The sequence below is a fragment of the Serratia sp. JSRIV006 genome (assembly GCF_019968685.1).
GTDB lineage: Bacteria > Pseudomonadota > Gammaproteobacteria > Enterobacterales > Enterobacteriaceae > Chania > Chania fonticola_B.
In genome coordinates, this window is sequence record NZ_CP074137.1 from 1,320,638 (window position 1) to 1,341,338 (window position 20,701).

At 56.8% G+C, this 20,701-nt stretch carries 17 protein-coding genes; 11 read left to right on the forward strand and 6 right to left on the reverse strand.

The annotated features are described in order from the left end of the window. Nucleotides 1-23: 23 nt before the first annotated feature. The gene (gene malZ, locus KGP16_RS05960) at nt 24-1,847 is read left to right on the forward strand and encodes a maltodextrin glucosidase (protein ID WP_223500964.1); all 1,824 of its coding nucleotides are present in this window, start codon (nt 24-26) and stop codon (nt 1,845-1,847) included. 46 nt (nt 1,848-1,893) lie between these two features. On the opposite strand, the gene ggt is transcribed toward malZ, so the two are convergent. The 3 genes from ggt to KGP16_RS05975 all read right to left on the reverse strand — a co-directional run bounded on the left by ggt (nt 1,894) and on the right by KGP16_RS05975 (nt 5,299). Beyond that, a complete protein-coding gene (gene ggt / locus KGP16_RS05965) occupies nt 1,894-3,657 on the reverse strand; it encodes a gamma-glutamyltransferase (protein WP_094981209.1) in 1,764 nt (587 codons plus the stop codon). A 227-nt stretch (nt 3,658-3,884) separates the two neighbouring features. Next, the gene (locus KGP16_RS05970; RefSeq protein WP_037375265.1) at nt 3,885-4,487 is read right to left on the reverse strand and encodes a peroxiredoxin C; all 603 of its coding nucleotides are present in this window, start codon (nt 4,485-4,487) and stop codon (nt 3,885-3,887) included. A 230-nt stretch (nt 4,488-4,717) separates the two neighbouring features. Further along, nucleotides 4,718-5,299, reverse strand: coding sequence for an ACP phosphodiesterase (locus KGP16_RS05975; RefSeq protein WP_037375264.1), 582 nt, complete (start codon nt 5,297-5,299; stop codon nt 4,718-4,720). 117 nt (nt 5,300-5,416) lie between these two features. Here KGP16_RS05975 and queA point away from each other — a divergent pair, with 117 nt between their 5' ends. From queA to secF, 5 genes are all read left to right on the forward strand, one after another. After that, entirely contained in the window at nt 5,417-6,487 is a 1,071-nt protein-coding gene (gene queA / locus KGP16_RS05980) for a tRNA preQ1(34) S-adenosylmethionine ribosyltransferase-isomerase QueA (RefSeq protein WP_021805506.1), read from the forward strand. 72 nt (nt 6,488-6,559) lie between these two features. Beyond that, a complete protein-coding gene (tgt, locus tag KGP16_RS05985; RefSeq protein WP_021805505.1) occupies nt 6,560-7,684 on the forward strand; it encodes a tRNA guanosine(34) transglycosylase Tgt in 1,125 nt (374 codons plus the stop codon). 33 nt (nt 7,685-7,717) lie between these two features. Beyond that, nucleotides 7,718-8,050, forward strand: a complete 333-nt coding sequence (gene yajC / locus KGP16_RS05990; RefSeq protein ID WP_021180200.1) for a preprotein translocase subunit YajC — start codon at nt 7,718-7,720, stop codon at nt 8,048-8,050. Between the two features lie 25 nt (nt 8,051-8,075). Then, nucleotides 8,076-9,923 (forward strand): protein translocase subunit SecD, encoded by a 1,848-nt coding sequence (secD, locus tag KGP16_RS05995; protein ID WP_179248283.1) that lies wholly within the window; start codon nt 8,076-8,078, stop codon nt 9,921-9,923. Between the two features lie 10 nt (nt 9,924-9,933). Next, the gene (gene secF, locus KGP16_RS06000; protein ID WP_024483920.1) at nt 9,934-10,902 is read left to right on the forward strand and encodes a protein translocase subunit SecF; all 969 of its coding nucleotides are present in this window, start codon (nt 9,934-9,936) and stop codon (nt 10,900-10,902) included. A gap of 56 nt (nt 10,903-10,958) precedes the next feature. On the opposite strand, the gene ttrR is transcribed toward secF, so the two are convergent. Together ttrR and ttrS are read right to left on the reverse strand one after the other, a co-directional pair. Beyond that, nucleotides 10,959-11,573, reverse strand: coding sequence for a tetrathionate respiration response regulator TtrR (ttrR, locus tag KGP16_RS06005; protein WP_021180197.1), 615 nt, complete (start codon nt 11,571-11,573; stop codon nt 10,959-10,961). Further along, nucleotides 11,548-13,287 carry a tetrathionate respiration histidine kinase TtrS gene (gene ttrS / locus KGP16_RS06010; protein WP_371822708.1) on the reverse strand — a complete coding sequence of 580 codons (1,740 nt, stop codon included), beginning with the start codon at nt 13,285-13,287 and terminating at the stop codon, nt 11,548-11,550. The genes ttrR and ttrS overlap by 26 nt, the downstream gene beginning before the upstream one ends. Before the next feature lie 171 nt (nt 13,288-13,458). Between ttrS and ttrB the strand changes: the two genes are divergently transcribed. From ttrB to ttrA, 3 genes are read left to right on the forward strand one after another with little or no spacing between them, the layout of a single operon-like run. Beyond that, complete coding sequence (gene ttrB / locus KGP16_RS06015) at nt 13,459-14,193, forward strand: tetrathionate reductase subunit TtrB (RefSeq protein WP_223500966.1); 735 nt, start codon at nt 13,459-13,461, stop codon at nt 14,191-14,193. After that, nucleotides 14,190-15,248, forward strand: coding sequence for a tetrathionate reductase subunit TtrC (gene ttrC, locus KGP16_RS06020; protein WP_223500967.1), 1,059 nt, complete (start codon nt 14,190-14,192; stop codon nt 15,246-15,248). Before ttrB ends, ttrC begins: the two co-directional genes overlap by 4 nt. Next, nucleotides 15,241-18,324 (forward strand): tetrathionate reductase subunit TtrA, encoded by a 3,084-nt coding sequence (ttrA, locus tag KGP16_RS06025; protein ID WP_223500968.1) that lies wholly within the window; start codon nt 15,241-15,243, stop codon nt 18,322-18,324. Before ttrC ends, ttrA begins: the two co-directional genes overlap by 8 nt. A gap of 50 nt (nt 18,325-18,374) precedes the next feature. On the opposite strand, the gene KGP16_RS06030 is transcribed toward ttrA, so the two are convergent. Next, entirely contained in the window at nt 18,375-18,917 is a 543-nt protein-coding gene (locus KGP16_RS06030) for a DUF3251 domain-containing protein (protein ID WP_037375327.1), read from the reverse strand. A 196-nt stretch (nt 18,918-19,113) separates the two neighbouring features. Here KGP16_RS06030 and nrdR point away from each other — a divergent pair, with 196 nt between their 5' ends. Beyond that, the gene (gene nrdR / locus KGP16_RS06035) at nt 19,114-19,563 is read left to right on the forward strand and encodes a transcriptional regulator NrdR (RefSeq protein WP_021180191.1); all 450 of its coding nucleotides are present in this window, start codon (nt 19,114-19,116) and stop codon (nt 19,561-19,563) included. Between the two features lie 10 nt (nt 19,564-19,573). Then, the gene (ribD, locus tag KGP16_RS06040) at nt 19,574-20,680 is read left to right on the forward strand and encodes a bifunctional diaminohydroxyphosphoribosylaminopyrimidine deaminase/5-amino-6-(5-phosphoribosylamino)uracil reductase RibD (RefSeq protein WP_223500969.1); all 1,107 of its coding nucleotides are present in this window, start codon (nt 19,574-19,576) and stop codon (nt 20,678-20,680) included. Nucleotides 20,681-20,701: the final 21 nt, after the last annotated feature.

Below are 20,701 nucleotides of genomic sequence, written 5' to 3' on the forward strand. Positions count from 1 at the left end.
TTTGCTACATCAGGAGAAAATTCATGCTAAATGCCTGGCATCAGCCGGTTCCACCTTTCGTGGTGAATAAGGGGCAGCGTCTGGAGATCGCTTTGTGGTTACAAAGTGACGAGTTGCCCGAACAGGTCTTTCTACGCGTCGAGCCGGACAATGAAGAGTGGCTGTTGATCATGAAGCCGAAGGCGGTAGACGGGCTCTGGCGCTATCAGGCCAGCCTGACGCTGCACGAAGGGGAGCCGGTACGGCGCTACTGTTTTAAACTGCTATGGGCCGATCGTCAGCAGTGGTTTGGCCCGCAGGGCTGGTCGCTGACCCCGCCGGGGCAACTGGCTCAGTTTGCAGTGGATGAGCCGGATAGCAGCCCAGGTTGGGTAGCCGATCAGGTGTTTTATCAGATCTTCCCCGATCGCTTTGCCAGCAGCGGTGGGGAGCATGGTATCCAGAATGGCAGTTATCACCATCATGCTGCCGGAAGTGACGTGATACGTCGTGACTGGCAACACCCGTTGGCAGATGAGCATGCTGCCTCGACCTTTTACGGTGGCGATCTGGACGGCATCAGCGAGAAGCTGCCCTACTTGCAGCGGCTTGGCGTCACCGCCCTGTATCTGAACCCGATATTCACCTCACCCAGCGTCCATAAGTACGATACCGAAGATTACTATCAGGTCGATCCCTACTTCGGCGGTAACGACGCCTTGCTGCGTTTGCGAGTAAGCACTCACAAGGTGGGAATGAAACTGGTGCTGGACGGCGTATTCAACCATACCGGAGATTCCCATCCGTGGTTCGATCGTTATCAACAGGCAGAGGGTGGTGCATGCCATCATCCCGATTCCCCGTATCGTAGCTGGTTCAACTTCTATCCGGACGGTAACGTGCTGAGCTGGAAGGGTAATACCAATCTGCCCAAGCTCAACTTTGCCGAACCGCAGGTGGTCGATACTATTTATCGGGCGGACAACAGCGTGGTACGCCATTGGTTACGCCCACCGTACAGCATCGACGGCTGGCGCTTGGACGTGGTGCATATGCTGGGGGAAAACGGCGGTGCAGCGGGAAACCTCCATCACCTGGCCGGAATGTATCAGGCAATCAAGCAAGAGAACCCGGATGCCTATGTGCTGGGCGAACATTTTGGCGACGCGCGCCGCTGGCTGCATGCCGGAGTTGAAGACGCTGCCATGAACTATATGGGCTTTGCCTTGCCGGTTAGGGCGTTTCTGGCCGGTGTCGACGTGGCTTATCATCCGGTACTGCTGGATGCGGCAGACTGTGCGCACTGGATGGACGGTTACCGGGCCGGATTGCCCCATAACCGCCAACTGATCCAGTTCAATCAGTTGGATAGCCATGACACGGCGCGTTTCTTGACCTTGCTGGATAACAATCCGCGCCGGATGCAGATGGCGGCGGTGTGGCTGCTGGCGTGGATTGGCGTGCCTTGTCTGTATTACGGTGATGAAATTGGTCTGGATGGCGGCAACGATCCCTTCTGCCGCAAGACGTTCCCTTGGGACGAAAGCCAATGGGATCGGCCGCTGTTGGCCTTGTTCAGCCGCCTGACGGCACTGCGTAAGCAGAGCAAGGCGTTACGCCGTGGCGGCTGCCAGGTGCTGTATGCGCAGGGGGAGACGCTGGCGTTTGTGCGTACTTACCAGCGGGAGCAGGTGCTGGTGGCGTTGCAGCGAAGTGATAGCGGAGAAGTCGAACTGCCTTATAGCCCGCTGTTGCGAGAGGGGAAATGGCAGCTTGCTGAAGGGGAAGGTGAACTTATTGCACAGGAAGGTGGCCTGCGGTTGCAGCTAGCGGCCGAGTCGGCCAGCGTGTGGCGGCTACGTGGTTAAAGTTGGCTAAAGGTTTACCCGCCAATTGGCGGGTAAACCCGATCCGTCAGTACCCCACTGCAGATCCTGCCGGGCGGCGTACGTCGTTGGCTCCGTACAGGTAGCCCTCACGTACGCGTCCAGAAACGGCAGAGTCGTTACCCGAGTTGGCCGGGCTGACCCCCGCTGCACCCGGTAATCCCACCAGAATCAGCTCCGCAGCGCCCCAAGGGGTTTGCTCAACCATCTTGTAGCCCATCTCTTTGAGGATTTTTAGCGTATCGGCAGAGACACCGCGCTGCTCGTAATAGACTTCATCCGGCAACCATTGATGATGGATCCTTGGCGCATCCACCGCTTCCTGCGGCGCCATGCCATGATCGATCACGTTCAGCGCGGTCTGCAGCGTGATGGTAATGATGCGTGAACCGCCTGGCGAGCCGAGTACCATAAAGATTTTGTTGTCTTTGGTAACCAGCGTAGGGCTCATGGAGGATAGTGGGCGCTTACCGGGGGCGATGGCGTTGGCCGTTCCCTGCACTAAACCATAGAGGTTTTTCTCGCCAACCTTGACGGTAAAGTCATCCATTTCATCGTTAAGGAAGAAACCGGTACCCGGTGCGATCACCACGGCACCAAAACGGCCGTTGACGGTATAGGTGGTCGACACCGCATTCCCTTCATGATCGACAATCGAATAGTGGGTGGTTTCCGGCTTTTCGTGCGGCTCCATCCCCGGTTGTACATTGACAGAAGGCGTAGCCTGATTGGCGACGATTTTCTTGCGGATCTCATCGGCGTAGCTTTTGCTCACCAGTCTATCGATCGGATTCTTGATAAACTCGGGGTCGCCGAGATAGGTATTGCGGTCCATATAGGCATGGCGCATTGCCTCGGTCATGGTATGGATCGTCGCAGCCGAGTTAAAGCCCATGCTTTTCAGATCGTAGCCCTCAACGATATTGAGGATCTCGCACAGCGTGACGCCGCCGGAGCTAGGTGGTGGCGCAGAAACGAATTTATAACCGCGATAGCTACAGGTGATCGGCGTAGCCTCGGTCACTTGGTAGTTGGCGAAGTCGGCGGCGGTGAGGATGCCTCCCCCCTGTTTGGCGGCGGCTTCAACCGCCTGCGGGATTTTGCCCTGATAGAATGCGGAGGGGCCTTCTTTGGCGATGGCTTCCAGCGTGTTAGCCAAGTCGGTTTGCACCAGGCGATCGCCCGGTTGTAGCGCAGAACCGTCTTTACGCAGGAAGATTTTGGCCGACTCCGGGTCTTGCTTGAAGCGTGCGACGGTGGTGTCGAGAATATCGGTATCGGCCCGCGTCAGGATAAAGCCCTCACGGGCCAGCCTGATAGCCGGTTCCATCACCTGTTCACGGCTCAGCTTGCCGTACTTTTTACGTGCGGTCTCCATCCCCAGCACCGTTCCCGGCACGCCAGCGGCCAGATAACCGTACAGGCTGGCGTCTTTTTTCACCTTGCCTTGCGCATCCAGATACATATCGGCACTGGCCGCCGCCGGAGCGGTTTCACGAAAGTTGATAAAGGTATCGGTGCCATCGGCCAGGTGCAGGGTCATGAAACCGCCGCCGCCGATATTGCCACAGCAGGGGTTAACCACCGCCTGGGCATAGCCGACCGCGACCGCCGCATCCACCGCGTTGCCCCCCATCTTGAGAATATCGACGCCGACCTGAGAGGCCAGATGCTGCGAGGTGACCACCATGCCATTTTGCGCTTCCACCGCCGGGGTTGATGCGGCATACAGTTGGCTGCTGACCAGCAAGGCTGCCAAGGTCAGCGGTTGACTCCATTTTTGTAAAAACATAACGACTCCTGTGTTGATCCCTGTTTTATTATTTGTCCCGCAGGTGCTGCAAAGCGCAGGCCAACCTATGAAGAGTAGCTACGAATAGGCGATGCGGCGGTCGGCAGAGTGAAAAATGTGAAGCGAAACAGGGGAATATTGCACAGGAGGGGGGCGGTTGCACCGATTTTGGGCATAAAAAAAACCGGCCAGCAGGGCTGACCGGTTCTGACACTTACAGGCTGAAATTACAGCTTGGAAGCGTTCTCAGACAGGTATTTAGCTACGCCGTCTGGAGATGCGCCCATACCTGCTTTGCCTTTTTCCCACTGAGCTGGGCACACTTCGCCGTGCTCTTCGTGGAATTGCAGCGCGTCAACGGTACGGATCATTTCGTCGATGTTACGGCCGATTGGCAGGTCGTTCACGATCTGGGAACGAACAACGCCGTTCTTGTCGATCAGGAAAGAACCACGCAGGGCAACGCCCGCTTCTGGGTGTTCGATGCCGTAAGCTTTCTGAATTTCGCGCTTAACGTCAGCAACCATTGCGTATTTCACTTCACCGATGCCGCCTTTGTCGACAGGGGTTTTACGCCATGCGTTATGGACGAATTCTGAGTCGAAGGAAACGCCTACAACTTCAACGCCGCGCTTCTGGAACTCTTCATAGCGGTGATCGAAAGCGATCAGCTCAGAAGGACATACGAAGGTGAAGTCCATCGGCCAGAAGAACAGTACGGCTGGTTTGCCGTTCAGGTGCTTCTTCAGGTTGAAGTTTTCTACGATTTCGCCATTGCCTAAAACGGCTGCAGCGGTGAAGTCAGGGGCTTGACGAGTTACCAGGACCATAATTACTCCTGTAATAGTAGTTCAATGGGTTGATGTAAAAGCAGGGGCCAGTATAAGGGCCACCACTCGGTGAGGGAAGGGTGAAAGACCAATCAATGAGATAGCTTCCACCTATCAAACCGAGAGAATAAATTCAGCAGTCTTTCAAAATAACCTTTTCGTACAAAAGGGCAAGGACAAAAAGCCACATTCCGTTAACTGGATGAGTAATAGGGTTTTTTATCCGGCGATCACAATGACTTGTTTCTGGCCTGTTCCATCATACGAGGATAAAACTGCCAGAACTGTGTTTCAAGCTGATGATACTGGCGTTCCACGTCGGCAAAGGAGCCAGCCAATGCGGCCAGCCGTGGGCGGCGGCTAGCCATGCCAGCCAATACATCGCTGATAAACGGCAGCTCGGCGTAACGTTCCAGCCAGCGTTCGGGCCAAAGATAGCTGTTCAGATTCTGGAAACGCTGCGGCGTTTGCGGCAGGTGCGGCACAATCACGCTGCGAGCTTGTTGGGTGAAGGTACGTAAGCTGCAGGTTGGCTCAAGCTGTTGCCAGTGGCGAGCCAGAAAGTGATCCCAGACCACGTCGAGCGTAATGGGGGCGACACGGCGGAATTGCGGGCTGAAAAAGTCACGGCAGGCTTTGACTTCCGGCTGGATATCGGTCAGAACATCGACGCGCCGATGCATCATGATGCCAGCCACGACCGCCGGATCGTAATCACCTGCGGGGTTGCCGCGCACGAAATCGGCGAGCAGGTTGCCAAGCAGCGAGCTTTCCGCAAGCTGGGCCAAATGGAGATGAGCGAGAAAATTCATCTGCCAACTATAACCCAAGTCATGCAATTCCTCCTTATTCCTTGCTGCTTGTCGCCCGCGGCTTTAGACTGTACCGCCTGTTTTTTCCCAATTAGCTAGCTGAAGAAGTGAATACCCATGCGCGTCGCCGATTTTTCTTTTGAGCTCCCCGAGTCTTTGATTGCCCGCTATCCACAGCCTGAGCGTAGCGGTTGCCGTTTGCTGCAGCTGGACGGGCCAAGCGGAGGCCTGACGCACGGCGTGTTCACCGATCTGCTGGATAACCTGGAAGCGGGCGATCTGCTGGTGTTCAACAATACCCGTGTGATCCCGGCGCGCCTGTTTGGCCGCAAGGTCAGCGGCGGCAAGATAGAAGTGCTGGTCGAGCGGGTGTTGGACGATCATCGGGTGCTGGCCCATGTGCGTGCCTCTAAATCCCCCAAGCCGGGTACCGAACTGCTGCTGGGCGATGACGAAAGCATTGCCGCCACCATGGTCGCGCGCCATGACACGCTGTTCGAACTGCGCTTTAACGACGATCGTGACGTGTTCACCATCCTCAACGCGGTGGGCCATATGCCGCTGCCGCCGTATATCGATCGCCCTGATGAAGACGCCGACCGCGAGCTGTATCAGACCGTCTACAGCGAAAAGCCAGGTGCCGTAGCGGCCCCGACTGCTGGCCTGCATTTTGATGAGCCGCTGTTGGCTGCGCTGCGCGCCAAGGGCATTGAGATGGCGTTTGTCACCTTGCACGTTGGCGCTGGCACCTTCCAGCCGGTGCGGGTAGAAACCATTGAAGAGCATGTGATGCATGCGGAATACGCCGAAGTGCCGCAGGATGTGGTGGATGCGGTATTAGCCTGTAAGGCGCGGGGCAAAAGGGTGGTTGCCGTGGGCACCACGTCGGTGCGTTCGCTGGAAAGCGCGGCCAATGCCTGCCAGGATGCGCTGATCGCGCCCTTCTTCGGCGATACCAGCATCTTTATCTATCCGGGATATCACTATCAGGTGATCGATGCGCTGGTCACCAACTTCCACCTGCCAGAATCCACCCTGATCATGCTGGTCTCGGCGTTTGCCGGCTATAAAAACACCATGAACGCCTATCATCAGGCGGTGGCCGAGCAGTACCGTTTCTTCAGCTACGGCGATGCGATGTTTATCAGCCGTAATCCACTGGCGGAAAGCGAATCCGTCGGGGAATAAATTCCCGGGCTACGCATAATGCGTGGTCCTGTTTTAATGACGTCAGACTGTATCTCTGACGCTGGAGGTTTTGTGAAGTACGAATTACAGACAACCGATGGCCGTGCTCGTCGCGGCCGCCTGGTCTTTGAGCGTGGCGTAGTGGAAACCCCGGCCTTTATGCCGGTGGGGACTTATGGCACGGTCAAAGGTATGACGCCGGAAGAAGTGAAAGACACCGGTGCGCAGATCCTGTTGGGTAACACCTTCCACCTGTGGCTGCGCCCAGGGCAGGAGATCATGAAGCTGCACGGCGATCTGCATGACTTTATGCAGTGGCACGGGCCGATCCTGACCGACTCCGGTGGTTTCCAGGTGTTCAGCCTGGGGGCGATGCGCAAGATTAAAGAGGAAGGCGTTTATTTCCGTAACCCAATCAACGGCGATAAGGTGTTCCTCAGCCCGGAAAAATCGATGGAGATCCAGTACGACCTGGGGTCTGACATCGTGATGATTTTCGACGAATGCACGCCTTACCCGGCGGATTGGGACTATGCCAAGCGTTCGATGGAAATGTCTCTGCGTTGGGCGCAGCGCAGCCGCCAGCGTTTTGATGAACTGAATAACAACAATGCGTTATTCGGTATTATCCAAGGCGGCGTTTACGAAGATTTACGTGATGTATCGGTAAAAGGGCTGGTGGAGATCGGCTTTGATGGTTACGCTGTGGGCGGTTTGGCGGTAGGTGAGCCAAAAGAGGATATGCATCGCATTCTTGAACACGTTTGCCCACAAATTCCAGAAGATAAGCCACGCTATCTGATGGGGGTTGGCAAGCCGGAAGATCTGGTTGAAGGCGTGCGTCGCGGCATCGACATGTTCGACTGCGTGATGCCAACGCGTAATGCCCGTAACGGCCATTTGTTCGTGACGGACGGTGTGGTAAAAATCCGTAATGCCAAGCACAAGGATGATACCTCCACGCTGGACAGTGAGTGTGACTGCTATACTTGTCGCCATTATAGTCGTGCCTATTTGCATCATCTCGATCGCTGCAACGAAATTCTCGGTGCCCGATTGAACACCATCCATAACTTGCGCTATTACCAACGTTTGATGGCGGGTTTACGCCAGGCCATTGAAGAGGGTAAATTAGAGCTGTTTGTGGCGGATTTTTATGGTCGGATCGGTAAACCGATACCACCTTTAAACGCTTGAATTAATAATTGAAAATTTAATGAGGGAATTTTAATGAGCTTTTTCATTTCCGATGCAGTGGCAGCAGCAGGGGCTCCATCTCAGGGTAGCCCGTACTCTTTGATCATTATGCTGGTGGTGTTTGGTCTGATTTTCTATTTCATGATCCTGCGCCCACAGCAGAAACGTGCTAAAGAGCACAAAAAACTGATGGACTCCATCGGCAAGGGTGATGAAGTGTTGACCACCGGTGGCCTGATTGGCCGTGTCACTAAAGTGGCAGATACCGGTATCATTGCCATCGCGCTGAATGACACCACGGAAGTGATGATCAAGCGTGACTTCGTGGCGGCCGTTCTGCCGAAAGGTACTATGAAGGCCCTGTAATTTTGTTTTCCCTAAGGGAACTGCCGTGCTAAACCGTTATCCTCTGTGGAAGTATCTGATGTTGATCGTGGTGATCCTCGTCGGACTGCTATATGCGCTTCCCAACATTTACGGAGAGGATCCGGCCGTACAGATCACTGGCGCGCGCGGAGTCGCCGCCAGTGAAACTACGCTGGACCAAGTCCGTTCTGTATTAGAAAAAGACAATATTGCGAGCAAGTCGATTGCGCTGGAAAACGGTGCCATCCTGGCTCGCTTTAAAGATCCTGACGTTCAGCTGCGCGCCCGTGAAGCCTTGATGGCGGAACTGGGTGACAAATATGTCGTCGCATTGAACCTTGCCCCGGCAACGCCTGCCTGGCTGGCGATGCTCAACGCCGAGCCGATGAAGCTGGGTCTGGATTTACGTGGTGGCGTGCACTTCCTGATGGAAGTCGACATGGACACCGCGCTGAGCAAGTTGCAAGAACAAACTATGGATACCCTGCGCAGCGAACTGCGTGAAAAGGGCATTCCTTACGCTGCGATCCGCAAGTTGGACAACAACGGCGTGGAAGTTCGCTTCCGTGACAACGCCGCTCGCGACCAGGCCATCAGCTACATGACGCCACGTCAGCGCGATCTGGTGCTTTCTGCCAACGGCAGCAACACCCTGAAAGCAACGATGACCGACGCTCGCCTGAGCGAAGCGCGTGAGTATGCGGTGCAGCAGAACATCACCATCCTGCGTAATCGTGTTAACCAGCTCGGCGTTGCCGAACCGTTGGTACAGCGCCAGGGTGCCGATCGTATCGTTGTTGAATTGCCGGGTATCCAGGATACCGCGCGCGCCAAAGAAATTTTGGGTGCGACCGCTACGCTGGAATTCCGTCTGGTGAACACCAACGCGGATGCGACCGCTGCGGCCAATGGCCGTGTGCCGGGTGACTCCGAGGTGAAATACACCCGTGAAGGCCAACCGGTTGTGCTGTACAAGCGTGTCATCCTGACCGGTGACCACATTACAGACTCCACCTCCAGCACCGATGAGTACAACCAGCCGCAGGTAAATATCTCACTGGACAGCGCTGGTGGTACTGCCATGTCCAACTTCACCAAAGACAGCATTGGCAAGCCAATGGCGACGCTGTTCGTGGAGTATAAAGACAGCGGCAAGAAAGATGCCAACGGCCGTTCCGTGCTGGTGAAGCAGGAAGAAGTGATCAACGTGGCGAACATTCAGTCACGTCTGGGTAACAGCTTCCGTATCACCGGTATCAGCAACCCGAACGAAGCACGTCAGCTGTCGCTGCTGCTGCGTGCCGGTGCGTTGATTGCGCCTATCCAGATCGTGGAAGAGCGGACCATAGGTCCAACCTTGGGGCAACAGAACATCACCCAGGGCCTGGAAGCTTGCCTGTGGGGCCTGGTGGCTTCGATCGTCTTTATGGTGGTCTGGTACCGCAAGTTTGGCCTGATCGCCTCTACCGCGCTGATGGCTAACCTGGTGTTGATCGTTGGCGTGATGTCTCTGCTACCAGGGGCGACGCTAACCATGCCGGGGATTGCCGGGATCGTGCTGACGCTGGCGGTGGCGGTTGACGCCAACGTACTGATAAACGAACGTATCAAGGAGGAACTGAAGAATGGACGATCCATTCAGCAGGCGATCCATGAGGGCTATAAAGGCGCGTTCTCCAGTATCGTTGATGCCAACGTCACGACGTTGATCACCGCGATCATTCTGTACGCAGTCGGTACCGGTTCGATCAAGGGCTTTGCAATTACCACCGCAATCGGTGTGGCGACGTCCATGTTCACCGCGATTGTCGGTACCCGTGCCATCGTCAACCTGCTTTACGGCGGCAAGCGCATTAACAAGCTGTCTATCTGAGGAGTGCGTTGTGGCACAGGATTATACTGTTGAACAACTCAACTACGGCCGTAAAGTCTATGACTTTATGCGCTGGGATTACGTGGCCTTCGGCATCTCTTTGGTGCTGTTGGTAGCGTCGATCGCCACCATGTCCGTGCGTGGGTTTAACTGGGGTCTGGATTTCACCGGTGGTACGGTGATTGAAATTACTCTGGAACAACCCGCGAATCTGGACCTGATGCGCGATACGTTGGAAAAAGCCGGGTTCCAGGACCCGATTATCCAGAACTTTGGCAGCAGCCGTGACGTGATGGTGCGTATGCCACCGGCGGTCGGTACTGCAGGCCAGGAACTGGGTAACAAAGTTATTGGCGTGATCAACGAATCGGTCGATAAGAATGCGTCCGTCAAGCGTATTGAATTCGTTGGCCCGAGCGTAGGGGCAGAACTGGCACAAACCGGCGGCATGGCGCTGCTGGTGGCGTTGATCTGTATCCTGATTTACGTGGGCTTCCGTTTTGAATGGCGTTTGGCCGCGGGGGCCGTTATCGCCCTGGCGCACGACGTGGTTATCACCATGGGCGTGCTGTCGCTGTTCCATATCGAGATTGACCTGACCATCGTGGCATCCTTGATGTCGGTGATCGGTTACTCGCTGAACGACAGTATCGTGGTATCTGACCGTATTCGTGAGAACTTCCGCAAGATCCGTCGCGGTACGCCTTACGAAATCATGAACGTCTCGCTGACGCAGACGCTGAGCCGTACCATCATGACCTCCGCCACTACGCTGATGGTGGTTCTGATGCTGTACATCTTCGGCGGCGCGATGCTGCAGGGCTTCTCCCTGACCATGCTGATCGGTGTGTCTATCGGTACCATATCCTCTATCTACGTCGCCTCTGCGTTGGCGTTGAAACTGGGTATGAAACGCGAACACATGCTGCAGCAGAAAGTGGAGAAAGAGGGCGCCGATCAGCCTTCGATCCTGCCGTGATTGCCCGGTATGTGGCTGAGTAAGCCACGCACCGTCTGAACCCGATGCCGGTCAGTTTACGCTGACCGGCATTTTTTTTGCTCCTGTGCAGCCAGCAGGTTCAGCGAGCTCACCAATTCCGCCAGGCTGGTGGCCTGCATCTTCTCCATCACTTTAGAGCGGTGTACCTCGACGGTGCGTACGGCAACGAAGTAACGATCGGCGATGGCCTTGTTGGTCATTCCGGCGGCAACGCCGCTAGCGATATCACGCTCGCGTGAGGTTAGCGTACTGTAACGCTGCTGCAACTGGTAGCGCTCCACTTGGCGTTGAGAATGGGCGATCCCCCGTTCCAACGCGGCGATCAGCGGTGCGGTGGCAATCGGCTTTTGCAGGAAATCCAACGCCCCCAATTTCATCTCTGCTACCGCCATGGCGATATCGCCATGGCCGGTAACGATCACTACTGCCAGCGTACTTTCCCGCTCGCGTAGCCGCTGATGGATTTGCTGCCCATCGATCCCCGGCATGCGAATATCCAGCATCACGACGCCGCATTGGTAAGGGTCGACTTGGTCGATAAAGCTTTGGCTGTCGTTCCAGATCTTCACCCGGTAATCCAACCCTTCGAGTAAAAAGCGGCTGGCGTCGGTGACTGCCAGATCGTCATCGACCAGATGTATCAGCGCCATGGCGTGTTTCCTTTTTGATCCCAGGGAAGAGCAGGGTAACGCGTAGCCCCTGCCGTTGTGGCGATATCGAATAATTTTCCAGCGTCAGCTCCCCCTGCTGGCTCCTTAGCAGCCGCTGGCAGATCACCAGCCCCAGGCCAAGACCTTCAGATTTAGTACTGCGAAAAGGCACGAACGGCTGTGCTAACTGTTCGGCGCTGAGGCCGCCGCCATCGTCTTCCAGTATCAGCGTCTGGCGATCGCCATCGGTTTCCAGCCTCAGGGTGATCTGCTGTGAACCGGCCTGCAGGCTGTTACTTAACAAGTTGGTGAGCACCTGCTCCAACAGCGTGGCCTGGCTATACAACTGGCTTTTCGGGGCGATGATGATGGCCAACTGGCACTGAGGGTAATGCTGTTCGATGCGCATCAGCTTGATGACGTTTTCCACCAGGGGGCGCAGCGTTAGCCATTGTGCGCTCTCATGGTGTGGCGTTTTGCTGACCCATTGGCGCAGATTGACGATGATTTCTGCCCCGCGCTGCGCCTGTTGGCCAATCTGTTCGAGGATCGGCAACAGCTCGTGCTGCGGATCGCTGCGTTCAAGGCGAATACGGCAGCCTTCGGCATAGTGACGTATTGCCGCCAGAGGCTGGTTAAGTTCGTGAGCAAAGCCGGAGGCCATCTCACCCAGAGTGCTGAGACGTTGCGCCCGGGCTAGCGCCGCTTCTCTGGCCCGCAGCGTCAGATGCATTTGTTCTAGCTCGCGCCCACGCTGGCGTACCAAGTGGCCGATCCACAGGTGGTTAGTGCCAAGCAGTAGCATGCCCCCGGCGAGCGCGCCAAGCAGGAGCAGATGTTGCAATGCCCAACTGTGTATCTCTTGCCAGAGTGAACGCTGTGCCGGATGGCGATCCAGATCGCGCAGCAATTGATCTACCTGGCGAGATGAGGCGGGAGCGCCCCAGGCAGGGAGACCTGGGGTATCCATTTGCAACAGTTGGCGGGTCAGCTCGTCGACCAGGGGATCGGGGACGTGGTTCAAGGCAGCAAACGACCAGTTGGGATAAAGCACGCTACTGGTCAGGCAGGGCTGTGCGCTGGGTTTGGCCAGCAGGGCACGATAATCATTGGCTTTGAGTAATCCCTCTTTCTCCATCTCTTCCAGTAGACAAACCGGCACGATGGCCGCGTCCAGTGCCCGATCGCGCAGCAGATAAAGCAGGGCGTCCACCGGATAACCGCTGAAGTGCAGTTGCAGATCTTTTTCCGGATGTACGCCGGCGGCCAACAGTTCCTTATAGCCCAGAAGATAGCCGCCAAAGGCGTCAGGGGAGACCGCGCCCACTTTTTTTCCGGTGAGCTGATCGGCGTTGATCACTGGGCTATCGCGGCGTACCAATATCACGCTGCCTATTACGTTGTTTGAAGCGTTCTGCTGATTTTTCCCGGAGCGTAAGGACACCAACCAGCGTAACGGATAACTATTGTCCAACTGAATATACTGCGCCGGGTTGGTGAGCAGAAAATCGACCTGGCCGTTGCTGACGGCTTCCCCCATATCGGCCAGGTTCAGCGGCAACAGTTGAAAGCTTTCGTCTGGGAACTGACGGTTGAGATGGTTAATTAACGGCTGCCATTGGGCCAGCGCATGTGTATCGCCGCGTAATGCCAGCACGGCGATAGTCCATTGCCCCGCCAAGGCCGGGCTCAACCAACCGCATAGCAAGATCATCAGTACTGCCTTTTTCACATCATCTCCATTTTTATGATCTCGATCGCCAGCAGGAATTGTCCTGGATCAAGCCGCAGTAGGGAATGTGGTAAACCACAATATGGACGGTCGTACGCCACTTTTACACTCCTTTGTATCAGCTCCCCGGTTGATACTTTTTGGGAGAAATCAATGGATAGTGGAAAACGGCAATTTTTACAACGCCTCGGTGTCCTGACCGCAGGAGCCGCATTGGTACCGCTGGCGCACTCCGGCTGGCAGTTGCAACCCGAGCGGCGTGAAGGCGACGGCAAAAAGCGTATGGCGATGTTGATCGATCTGCGCCGCTGTATTGGCTGCCAGGCCTGCACGGTTAGCTGCGCGATAGAAAATCAGCTGCCGCAGGGGCAGTTTCGCACCAGTGTGCTGCAGTATCAGGTCGTCACGGATAGCCAGCGTATCCCCACCAACGTGCTGCTACCGCGCCTGTGCAATCATTGTGATAACCCGCCATGCGTGCCGGTCTGCCCGGTACAGGCGACCTTCCAGCGTGAGGACGGCATTGTGGTGATTGATAACACGCGCTGTGTCGGCTGCGCCTACTGTGTGCAAGCCTGCCCCTATGAGGCGCGCTTTATCAACCATGAAACCCAAACCGCGGATAAATGCACCTTCTGCGTCCACCGCCTGGATGCCGGACTGTTGCCTGCCTGCGTGGAATCCTGCGTCGGCGGTGCGCGCATGATTGGCGATCTCAACGATGAACAAGGCACTATAAGGCGCATGCTGGAACAGCATCGAGGGGAACTAAAGGTGCTGAAACCCGAGCAGGGGACGCACCCGCAGGTGTTTTATCTGGGGCTGGATGAGGCTTTTGTCAGCCATGTCCGGGGACAACCGGCGCTGTGGCAGGAGGTACACTCATGATCCGCGAAGTGATGGCTCGCCCACAGGAGATCGCCTGGTTGCCCTGGGCGGTACAGTATTTCTTTTTCATCGGCCTGGCATGTAGCAGCATTGCCATTGCGGCCTGGCTACGCTGGCGTTCAGCGTCTGAGGTATCTCGGCTGGAGTTGACCGCCGTTTCGTTGGCGGTGGTGAGCGGCACTGTGGCTCCGTTGGCTCTGAGTGCGGATTTACATCAGCCCGCTCGAATCTGGCACTTCTATGCCCATTTTGCACCTTGGTCGTGGATGTCTCTTGGCTCGGTGTTTTTGCCGCTGTTTACCTTGCTGGTAATGGCCTATTTCATTTTGCTGCTGCGTTGCCAACTGAGGGCAAAAGCCCTGCCATTTTGGGCGCGCTGGTTACAGATCTGGCCCGCTTGGCAAGAAGAGAAATGGTTGCGCTGGATAGCCTTGGCCACGCTGCTTTCAGCCGTCAGCATCTTGCTCTATACCGGCCGCGAAGTGTCCGTGCTGCGTTCACAACCGTTGTGGTACAACCTGTGGTTGCCTTGGCTATTGCTGCTCACCGCTATGCAGGCCGTTCCGCCAATGCTGGCCTACTGGTTACGTCACGAACCCCAATGGCAATCGCGCTTGGCACGCTATCAAGGGATCTCTCTGCTGTTGCTGTGCCTCTCCAGCCTGGGCTGGTGGTTGGACGGTAGTGACTCCGCTGCTGCATTGCGTCAGTTACCCACCCAGGGGAGCGCTTGGTCATGGGTTGGCAGCACATTTGCCGTCTTGATCCTGCTATTGCTGGTTTCGGCTTGGCGATCGCGTCATCGGGCGCTAGGGACGGCAGGTCTGTTAGCACAATGCGTGGCAGCGTTGTTGCTCTGTTGGGGCGTGCGCTGGATGCTGCTGATGCAAACCCAGACACTGCCCAAGTTCAATATATTGTTCAACCCCTATGTGTTACCGCTCGGCAGCGAGGGGCTATTGGCCATCCTCGGAACCTTCGGGCTGTGGCTGGCATTGATCATCGGGGTTCGTGAATTACAGCATGGGTTGATGGAGAAAAAACGCTATGGCTAAGTCAACGCGTCGTCAGTGGTTGAAAGGCGGGCTCGCTTTGGGTGGGCTGGCCGTGTTTGGTGCCAGCTACAGCGAAATGGTGCAAAAGGTGTTTACCGGCCTGCGTGACGGCAGCAGTGGAAAACTGACGCTGGACCGGATCAGTGCCAATGCGTTACCGCCAGAAGGCCGTCAGCATCCCGAAGGCTGGCAGGCCAATCCGCAGCAGGCAGTTTCCATGACACAATGTTTTGGCTGCTGGACGCTGTGCGGCCTACGGGTGCGGGTCGATCGTGACAGCAATCAGATACTGCGCGTAGCGGGTAACCCCTATCATCCGCTGTCGCACGATCATCATTTTCCTTATCGTTTGCCCGTGAGTGATGCGCTCAACCGGCTAGGCGGTGATGCTGGTCTGGAACAGCGCTCAACCGCTTGTGCTCGCGGTGCAACTCTGCTGGAAGGGCTGACCAGCCCCTACCGGGTGCTGGAACCGATGAAACGGGTAGGGCCGCGCGGTGGCGGGCAGTGGCAGCGCATCAGTTTTGAACAACTGATCAAGGAAGTGGTTGAAGGCGGCGATCTGTTTGGTGAAGGGCCAGTGGAGGGATTACGGGCCATCCGCGATCTGCAAACGCCGCTCGATCCGGCACAGCCAACGCTTGGGCCGAAGGCTAACCAACTGCTGGTCACCAACGCAGGTGATGAGGGGCGGGATACCTTTATCAAACGCTTTGCACAAAACGCCTTTGGCACGCGCAACTTCGGCCATCATGGCGCTTACTGTGGTCTAGCCTATCGGGCAGGTTCCGGAGCGCTGATGGGCGATCTGGACAAAAACGCCCATGTGAAACCCGACTGGGATCATCTGCGCTTTGCACTGTTTCTGGGGACGTCACCCGCACAGTCCGGTAACCCGTTCAAACGGCAGGGGCGTCAGTTAGCCAATGCCCGCCTGCGCGATGAGTTCCGCTATGTGGTGGTAGCCCCGGCGCTGCCGTTGACCACCACGCTGGCCAACGATCATAACCGCTGGGTGCCGGTACTGCCGGGGACGGACTCAGCGCTAGCGATGGGCATGATCCGTTGGATTATCGACCAGGAGCGTTATAACGCCGATTATCTGGCGTTACCCGGCGAGGCGGCCATGCAGGCGGCCGGTGAAAAAAGCTGGTCGAATGCCACGCATCTGGTGGTGATCGATGACGATCATCCTCTGTGCGGCCAGTTCCTGCGTAAGTCACATCTGGTAGGTGGGGCTGGCGGTGATGAGGAAAGCCCTGCCTTGGTGTGGGACGCACAGCGAAACGAACCACTGCCCGCCACCGAGGCCATGCGTGGACAACTGCTGGTTGAGCAGCAGGTTCAACTGGCCGATGGCTCATCGGTACGGGTGCGCTCCAGCTTGCGTTGTCTGCAATTGGCGGCGCAACGCTTTACTCTGGCTGAATACAGCGCCCAGTGTGGCGTTAGCGCTGAAACCATTGCGGCGTTGGCCAAGGAGTTTACGTCCTATCAGCGGCAGGCGGCAGTGATCTCCCATGGCGGCATGATGAGCGGCAACGGTTTCTATAGCAGCTGGGCGGTGATGATGCTCAATGCGCTGATCGGTAACCTTAATCTCAAGGGGGGCGTTTCAGTAGGCGGCGGCAAGTTCAAGGAGTTTGCCGAAGGGCCACGCTACAATCTCGCCACTTTCCCTGAGATGGTGAAGCCGAAAGGATTGGTGCTGTCGCGCAGTAAGCAGGCGTACGAAAAGTCAGATGAATATCGCCGCAAGGTGGAACAAGGTGTCAATCCTTATCCGGCGCGGGGGCCGTGGTATCCCTTTGTGGCTGGTCAGTTTACCGAGCAGCTAGCTCCGGCGCTGATGGGATACCCTTATCCGCTGAAAGCCTGGATCAATCACATGGGCAACCCGCTCTATGGTGTAGCTGGGTTGCGCGACGTGGTGGAGAGCAGGCTGAAGGATCCGCAGCATCTGCCGCTGTTCATTTCCGTCGACGCCTTTATTAACGAAACCAGCGCGTTGGCGGACTATATCGTGCCGGATACGCATAACTTTGAAAGTTGGGGATTTACCTCCCCTTGGTCTGGCGTAATGGTCAAGGCCAGTACCGCCCGTTGGCCAGTGGTGCCTGCGCGAACAGCCAAGACGGCGGATGGGCAGCCGATCGCGCTGGAGAGCTTTGTTATTGCGCTCTCGAAGGCCATGGGGCTGCCGGGATTCGGCGACGGGGCGTTGCAGGATGCGCAAGGTAACCCTTGCGGGCTGCATTGTGCCGAAGATTACTACCTGCGTGCAGCGGCCAACGTGGCGTTTGCCGGTGAGCCAGTGCCTGAGGCGACGGAGAGCGAGCTGCGCCTGACCGGCGTTGATCGTCTGCAACCGGCGCTGAATCAGGTGTTGAAACCGGACGAGCGGCTGCGGGTGGGCTATGTGCTGGCGCGTGGTGGCCGTTTCGCGCCTCATGAGCAGGCTTGGCAAGGGGAGGCGACCGGTCCGCAGTGGAAGCAGGGGCTGAATATCTGGAATGAAGAGGTGGCACGCCATCGCCATGCCATGACCGGGGAGCGCTATAGCGGCTGTCCAACCTATTATCCACCACGTTTTGCCGACGGCTCCGACGTGGCGCAGCACTACCCGAGCGAGGCGTGGCCGTTCCGGCTGATGTCGTTCAAGTCGCACCTGATGAGCAGCTCAACTGCTCCTATCGAGCGTTTGCGGGCCGTGAAGGCGGTTAATCTGGTCGCGCTCAACCCGCTAGATGCCGAGCGCTATGGGTTACAACATGGCGACCGGGTCAGGTTGCAGACGCCGGGCGGCAGCGTGGAAGCGCAAATCAGCTTGCTCGACGGGGTCATGCCGGGCGTGATTGCCATTGAACACGGTTATGGGCATCGTGAAATGGGGGCTCGGGTTCATTCGCTGGATGGGCAGGCATTGGCATCGGATCCACGCATTGCCGCAGGGATCAACCTCAACGATCTGGGGCTGGCCGATCCGACTCGCGAAGTCGGTAATAGCTGGCTGGACTGGGTCAGCGGGGCGGCGGTGCGGCAGGGGTTACCAGCAAAGCTGCAGCGTTTAGGTTAATCTTGCTGGCCCAATCCCCGTGAACAACGGGGATTGGGTGACTCGTCGTATCAACGTTGAGCAATGGGCTCTATGCTATGCACACGGATATAGCCCAGTTGCGATGGCGTTACGCCACTCAGGCGCAGTTCAAAGATTTGCTCGGTTTTTGGCAGCAGCGAACTGGCGCTCTGAATTTGTTGCGACTGCGCCTGCGCGGTCAGAGGCATACCGGTTGCGGCATCCAGCTGGCCCCACTCCAACGTAGCGGTAAAGCCTGGCAGATATTGGCCTGAGAGCGTACGCACATACAGTATTGCCTGGCTGCCGTTGGCCTCGCTCTTCACATAGTTGAGCGACAGGCTAAGCTCACCCACGCTGCTGTGTAATCTGGCGGCATTATTGGCGGCTGGCAGCAGGTAGACGCCGCTGGTTGAGCTTTGGTTAAGCCGATTTTGGCGCTCCAGGGCGGTCGCCTGCTCGGTCAACTCCCCCAGCACCTGTTTCAGCTCAACCACCTGGTTGGTGAGTTTCGGCACTTCGCGGTTCTGTGCACAACCGGCCAGCAGGATCATGGCGGTGAGCAGACAAACCTGACGATAACGGATTGTCATAACGGCAATTTCCTCTTCAATCACACTGGCTACCAGCTTAGACCGATCGCTGGCCAAAGTCATGTCCAGTGCCTTTTAGGGGTGCTTTATTACTCAATGATGGACGCAATTCGCAACAAATGCCCGGCGGTCTTTGTTGTGGCGTTAGTTCGGGGTAAACTGTGCTCAACTATGTAAACGCTTATCAGGACGAGTTATGCATTGCCCTTTCTGCGCTGCCGTTGATACCAAAGTGATTGATTCCCGCCTGGTGGGTGATGGATCGCAGGTGCGCCGTCGTCGCCAATGTCTGGTGTGTAATGAACGTTTTACCACTTTTGAAGTGGCCGAACTGGTAATGCCACGAGTGATCAAAAGTGATGAGGTTCGCGAACCGTTCAACGAAGATAAACTGCGCCGTGGCATGCTGAAAGCGCTGGAAAAGCGCCCGGTCAGCTCCGACGACGTAGAAAACGCCATCAACCACATCAAATCCCAGCTGCGTGCTACCGGCGAGCGTGAAGTGCCCACCAAAATGGTCGGCAATCTGGTGATGGATGCGTTAAAGAAGCTGGATAAGGTCGCGTATATCCGCTTCGCTTCGGTATATCGCAGTTTTGAAGACATTCGCGAATTCGGCGAAGAGATCGCCAAACTGCAGGATTAACAGGGTCCGCATGCAAAACGACGAATTCTATATGGCACGTGCCTTTGAGCTGGCACGTCTGGGGTGTTTTACCACCACGCCGAACCCGAACGTGGGCTGCGTGATCGTGCGCGATGGTAGTATCGTGGGTGAAGGCTTTCATTTGCGGGCCGGTGAGCCTCATGCTGAAGTACACGCTTTGCGCATGGCAGGGGAAAAGGCGCGAGGGGCTACGGCCTATGTCACGCTGGAACCTTGTAGCCACCATGGCCGTACGCCACCTTGTGCAGATGCTTTGATTGCAGCGGGAGTCAGCCGCGTGGTGGCAGCCATGCAAGATCCTAATCCGCAGGTTGCCGGGCGTGGGCTATACAAGCTGCAACAGGCGGGCATCGAAGTGCGCCACGGCGTAATGCTGGCAGAGGCGGAAGCGGTCAATCTGGGGTTCCTCAAGCGTATGCGCACCGGGTTTCCCTATGTGCAGCTCAAGCTGGGCGCTTCACTGGATGGCCGTACGGCGATGGCCTCGGGGGAAAGCCAGTGGATCACCTCACCGCAGGCCCGGCGGGATGTACAGGAGTTGCGGGCGGCCAGTTCGGCGATCCTCAGCACCAGCGCAACCGTGTTGGCCGACGATCCTTCGCTAACGGTGCGCTGGGATGAACTGAGCAGTGAAACCCAGCAGATTTATCCGCGTGACAGCCTGCGCCAGCCGCTACGGATTATTCTGGACAGCCAGAACCGGGTCACGCCTCAGCACCGGGTCGTGCAGCAACCGGGGATGACTTGGTTGGCACGCCAGCAGCCAGACGATCGGGTTTGGCCAGCAGGGGTAGAGCAATTATCTTTCCCACTGCACGGCGGCGGTATCGATCTGGTGGTAATGATGATGCAACTGGCCAAGCGCCAGGTGAACAGCATCTGGGTCGAGGCTGGCGCACAGCTTGCCGGTGCGCTGCTGCAGGCTGGGCTGGTGGATGAGCTCGTCTTGTACATCGCGCCCAAACTATTGGGGGATAATGCCCGTGGGCTGTGTCAACTACCGGGGCTGACGCACTTGGCCGATGCGCCTGAGTTTGTCTTTAGCGAGGTGCGTCAGATTGGCCCCGATCTGCGCCTGCGGTTAACCGCCAAATAGAGAATGTAACCTTTGCCTGCC

Coding starts and splice junctions, on each gene's coding strand:
- malZ (WP_223500964.1), top strand. CDS start 24: ATGCTAAATGCCTGGCATCAGCCGGTTCCACCTTTCGTGGTGAATAAG.
- ggt (WP_094981209.1), bottom strand. CDS start 3,657: ATGTTTTTACAAAAATGGAGTCAACCGCTGACCTTGGCAGCCTTGCTG.
- KGP16_RS05970 (WP_037375265.1), bottom strand. CDS start 4,487: ATGGTCCTGGTAACTCGTCAAGCCCCTGACTTCACCGCTGCAGCCGTT.
- KGP16_RS05975 (WP_037375264.1), bottom strand. CDS start 5,299: ATGAATTTTCTCGCTCATCTCCATTTGGCCCAGCTTGCGGAAAGCTCG.
- queA (WP_021805506.1), top strand. CDS start 5,417: ATGCGCGTCGCCGATTTTTCTTTTGAGCTCCCCGAGTCTTTGATTGCC.
- yajC (WP_021180200.1), top strand. CDS start 7,718: ATGAGCTTTTTCATTTCCGATGCAGTGGCAGCAGCAGGGGCTCCATCT.
- ttrR (WP_021180197.1), bottom strand. CDS start 11,573: ATGGCGCTGATACATCTGGTCGATGACGATCTGGCAGTCACCGACGCC.
- ttrS (WP_371822708.1), bottom strand. CDS start 13,287: ATGATCTTGCTATGCGGTTGGTTGAGCCCGGCCTTGGCGGGGCAATGG.
- ttrB (WP_223500966.1), top strand. CDS start 13,459: ATGGATAGTGGAAAACGGCAATTTTTACAACGCCTCGGTGTCCTGACC.
- ttrC (WP_223500967.1), top strand. CDS start 14,190: ATGATCCGCGAAGTGATGGCTCGCCCACAGGAGATCGCCTGGTTGCCC.
- ttrA (WP_223500968.1), top strand. CDS start 15,241: ATGGCTAAGTCAACGCGTCGTCAGTGGTTGAAAGGCGGGCTCGCTTTG.
- KGP16_RS06030 (WP_037375327.1), bottom strand. CDS start 18,917: ATGACAATCCGTTATCGTCAGGTTTGTCTGCTCACCGCCATGATCCTG.
- nrdR (WP_021180191.1), top strand. CDS start 19,114: ATGCATTGCCCTTTCTGCGCTGCCGTTGATACCAAAGTGATTGATTCC.
- ribD (WP_223500969.1), top strand. CDS start 19,574: ATGCAAAACGACGAATTCTATATGGCACGTGCCTTTGAGCTGGCACGT.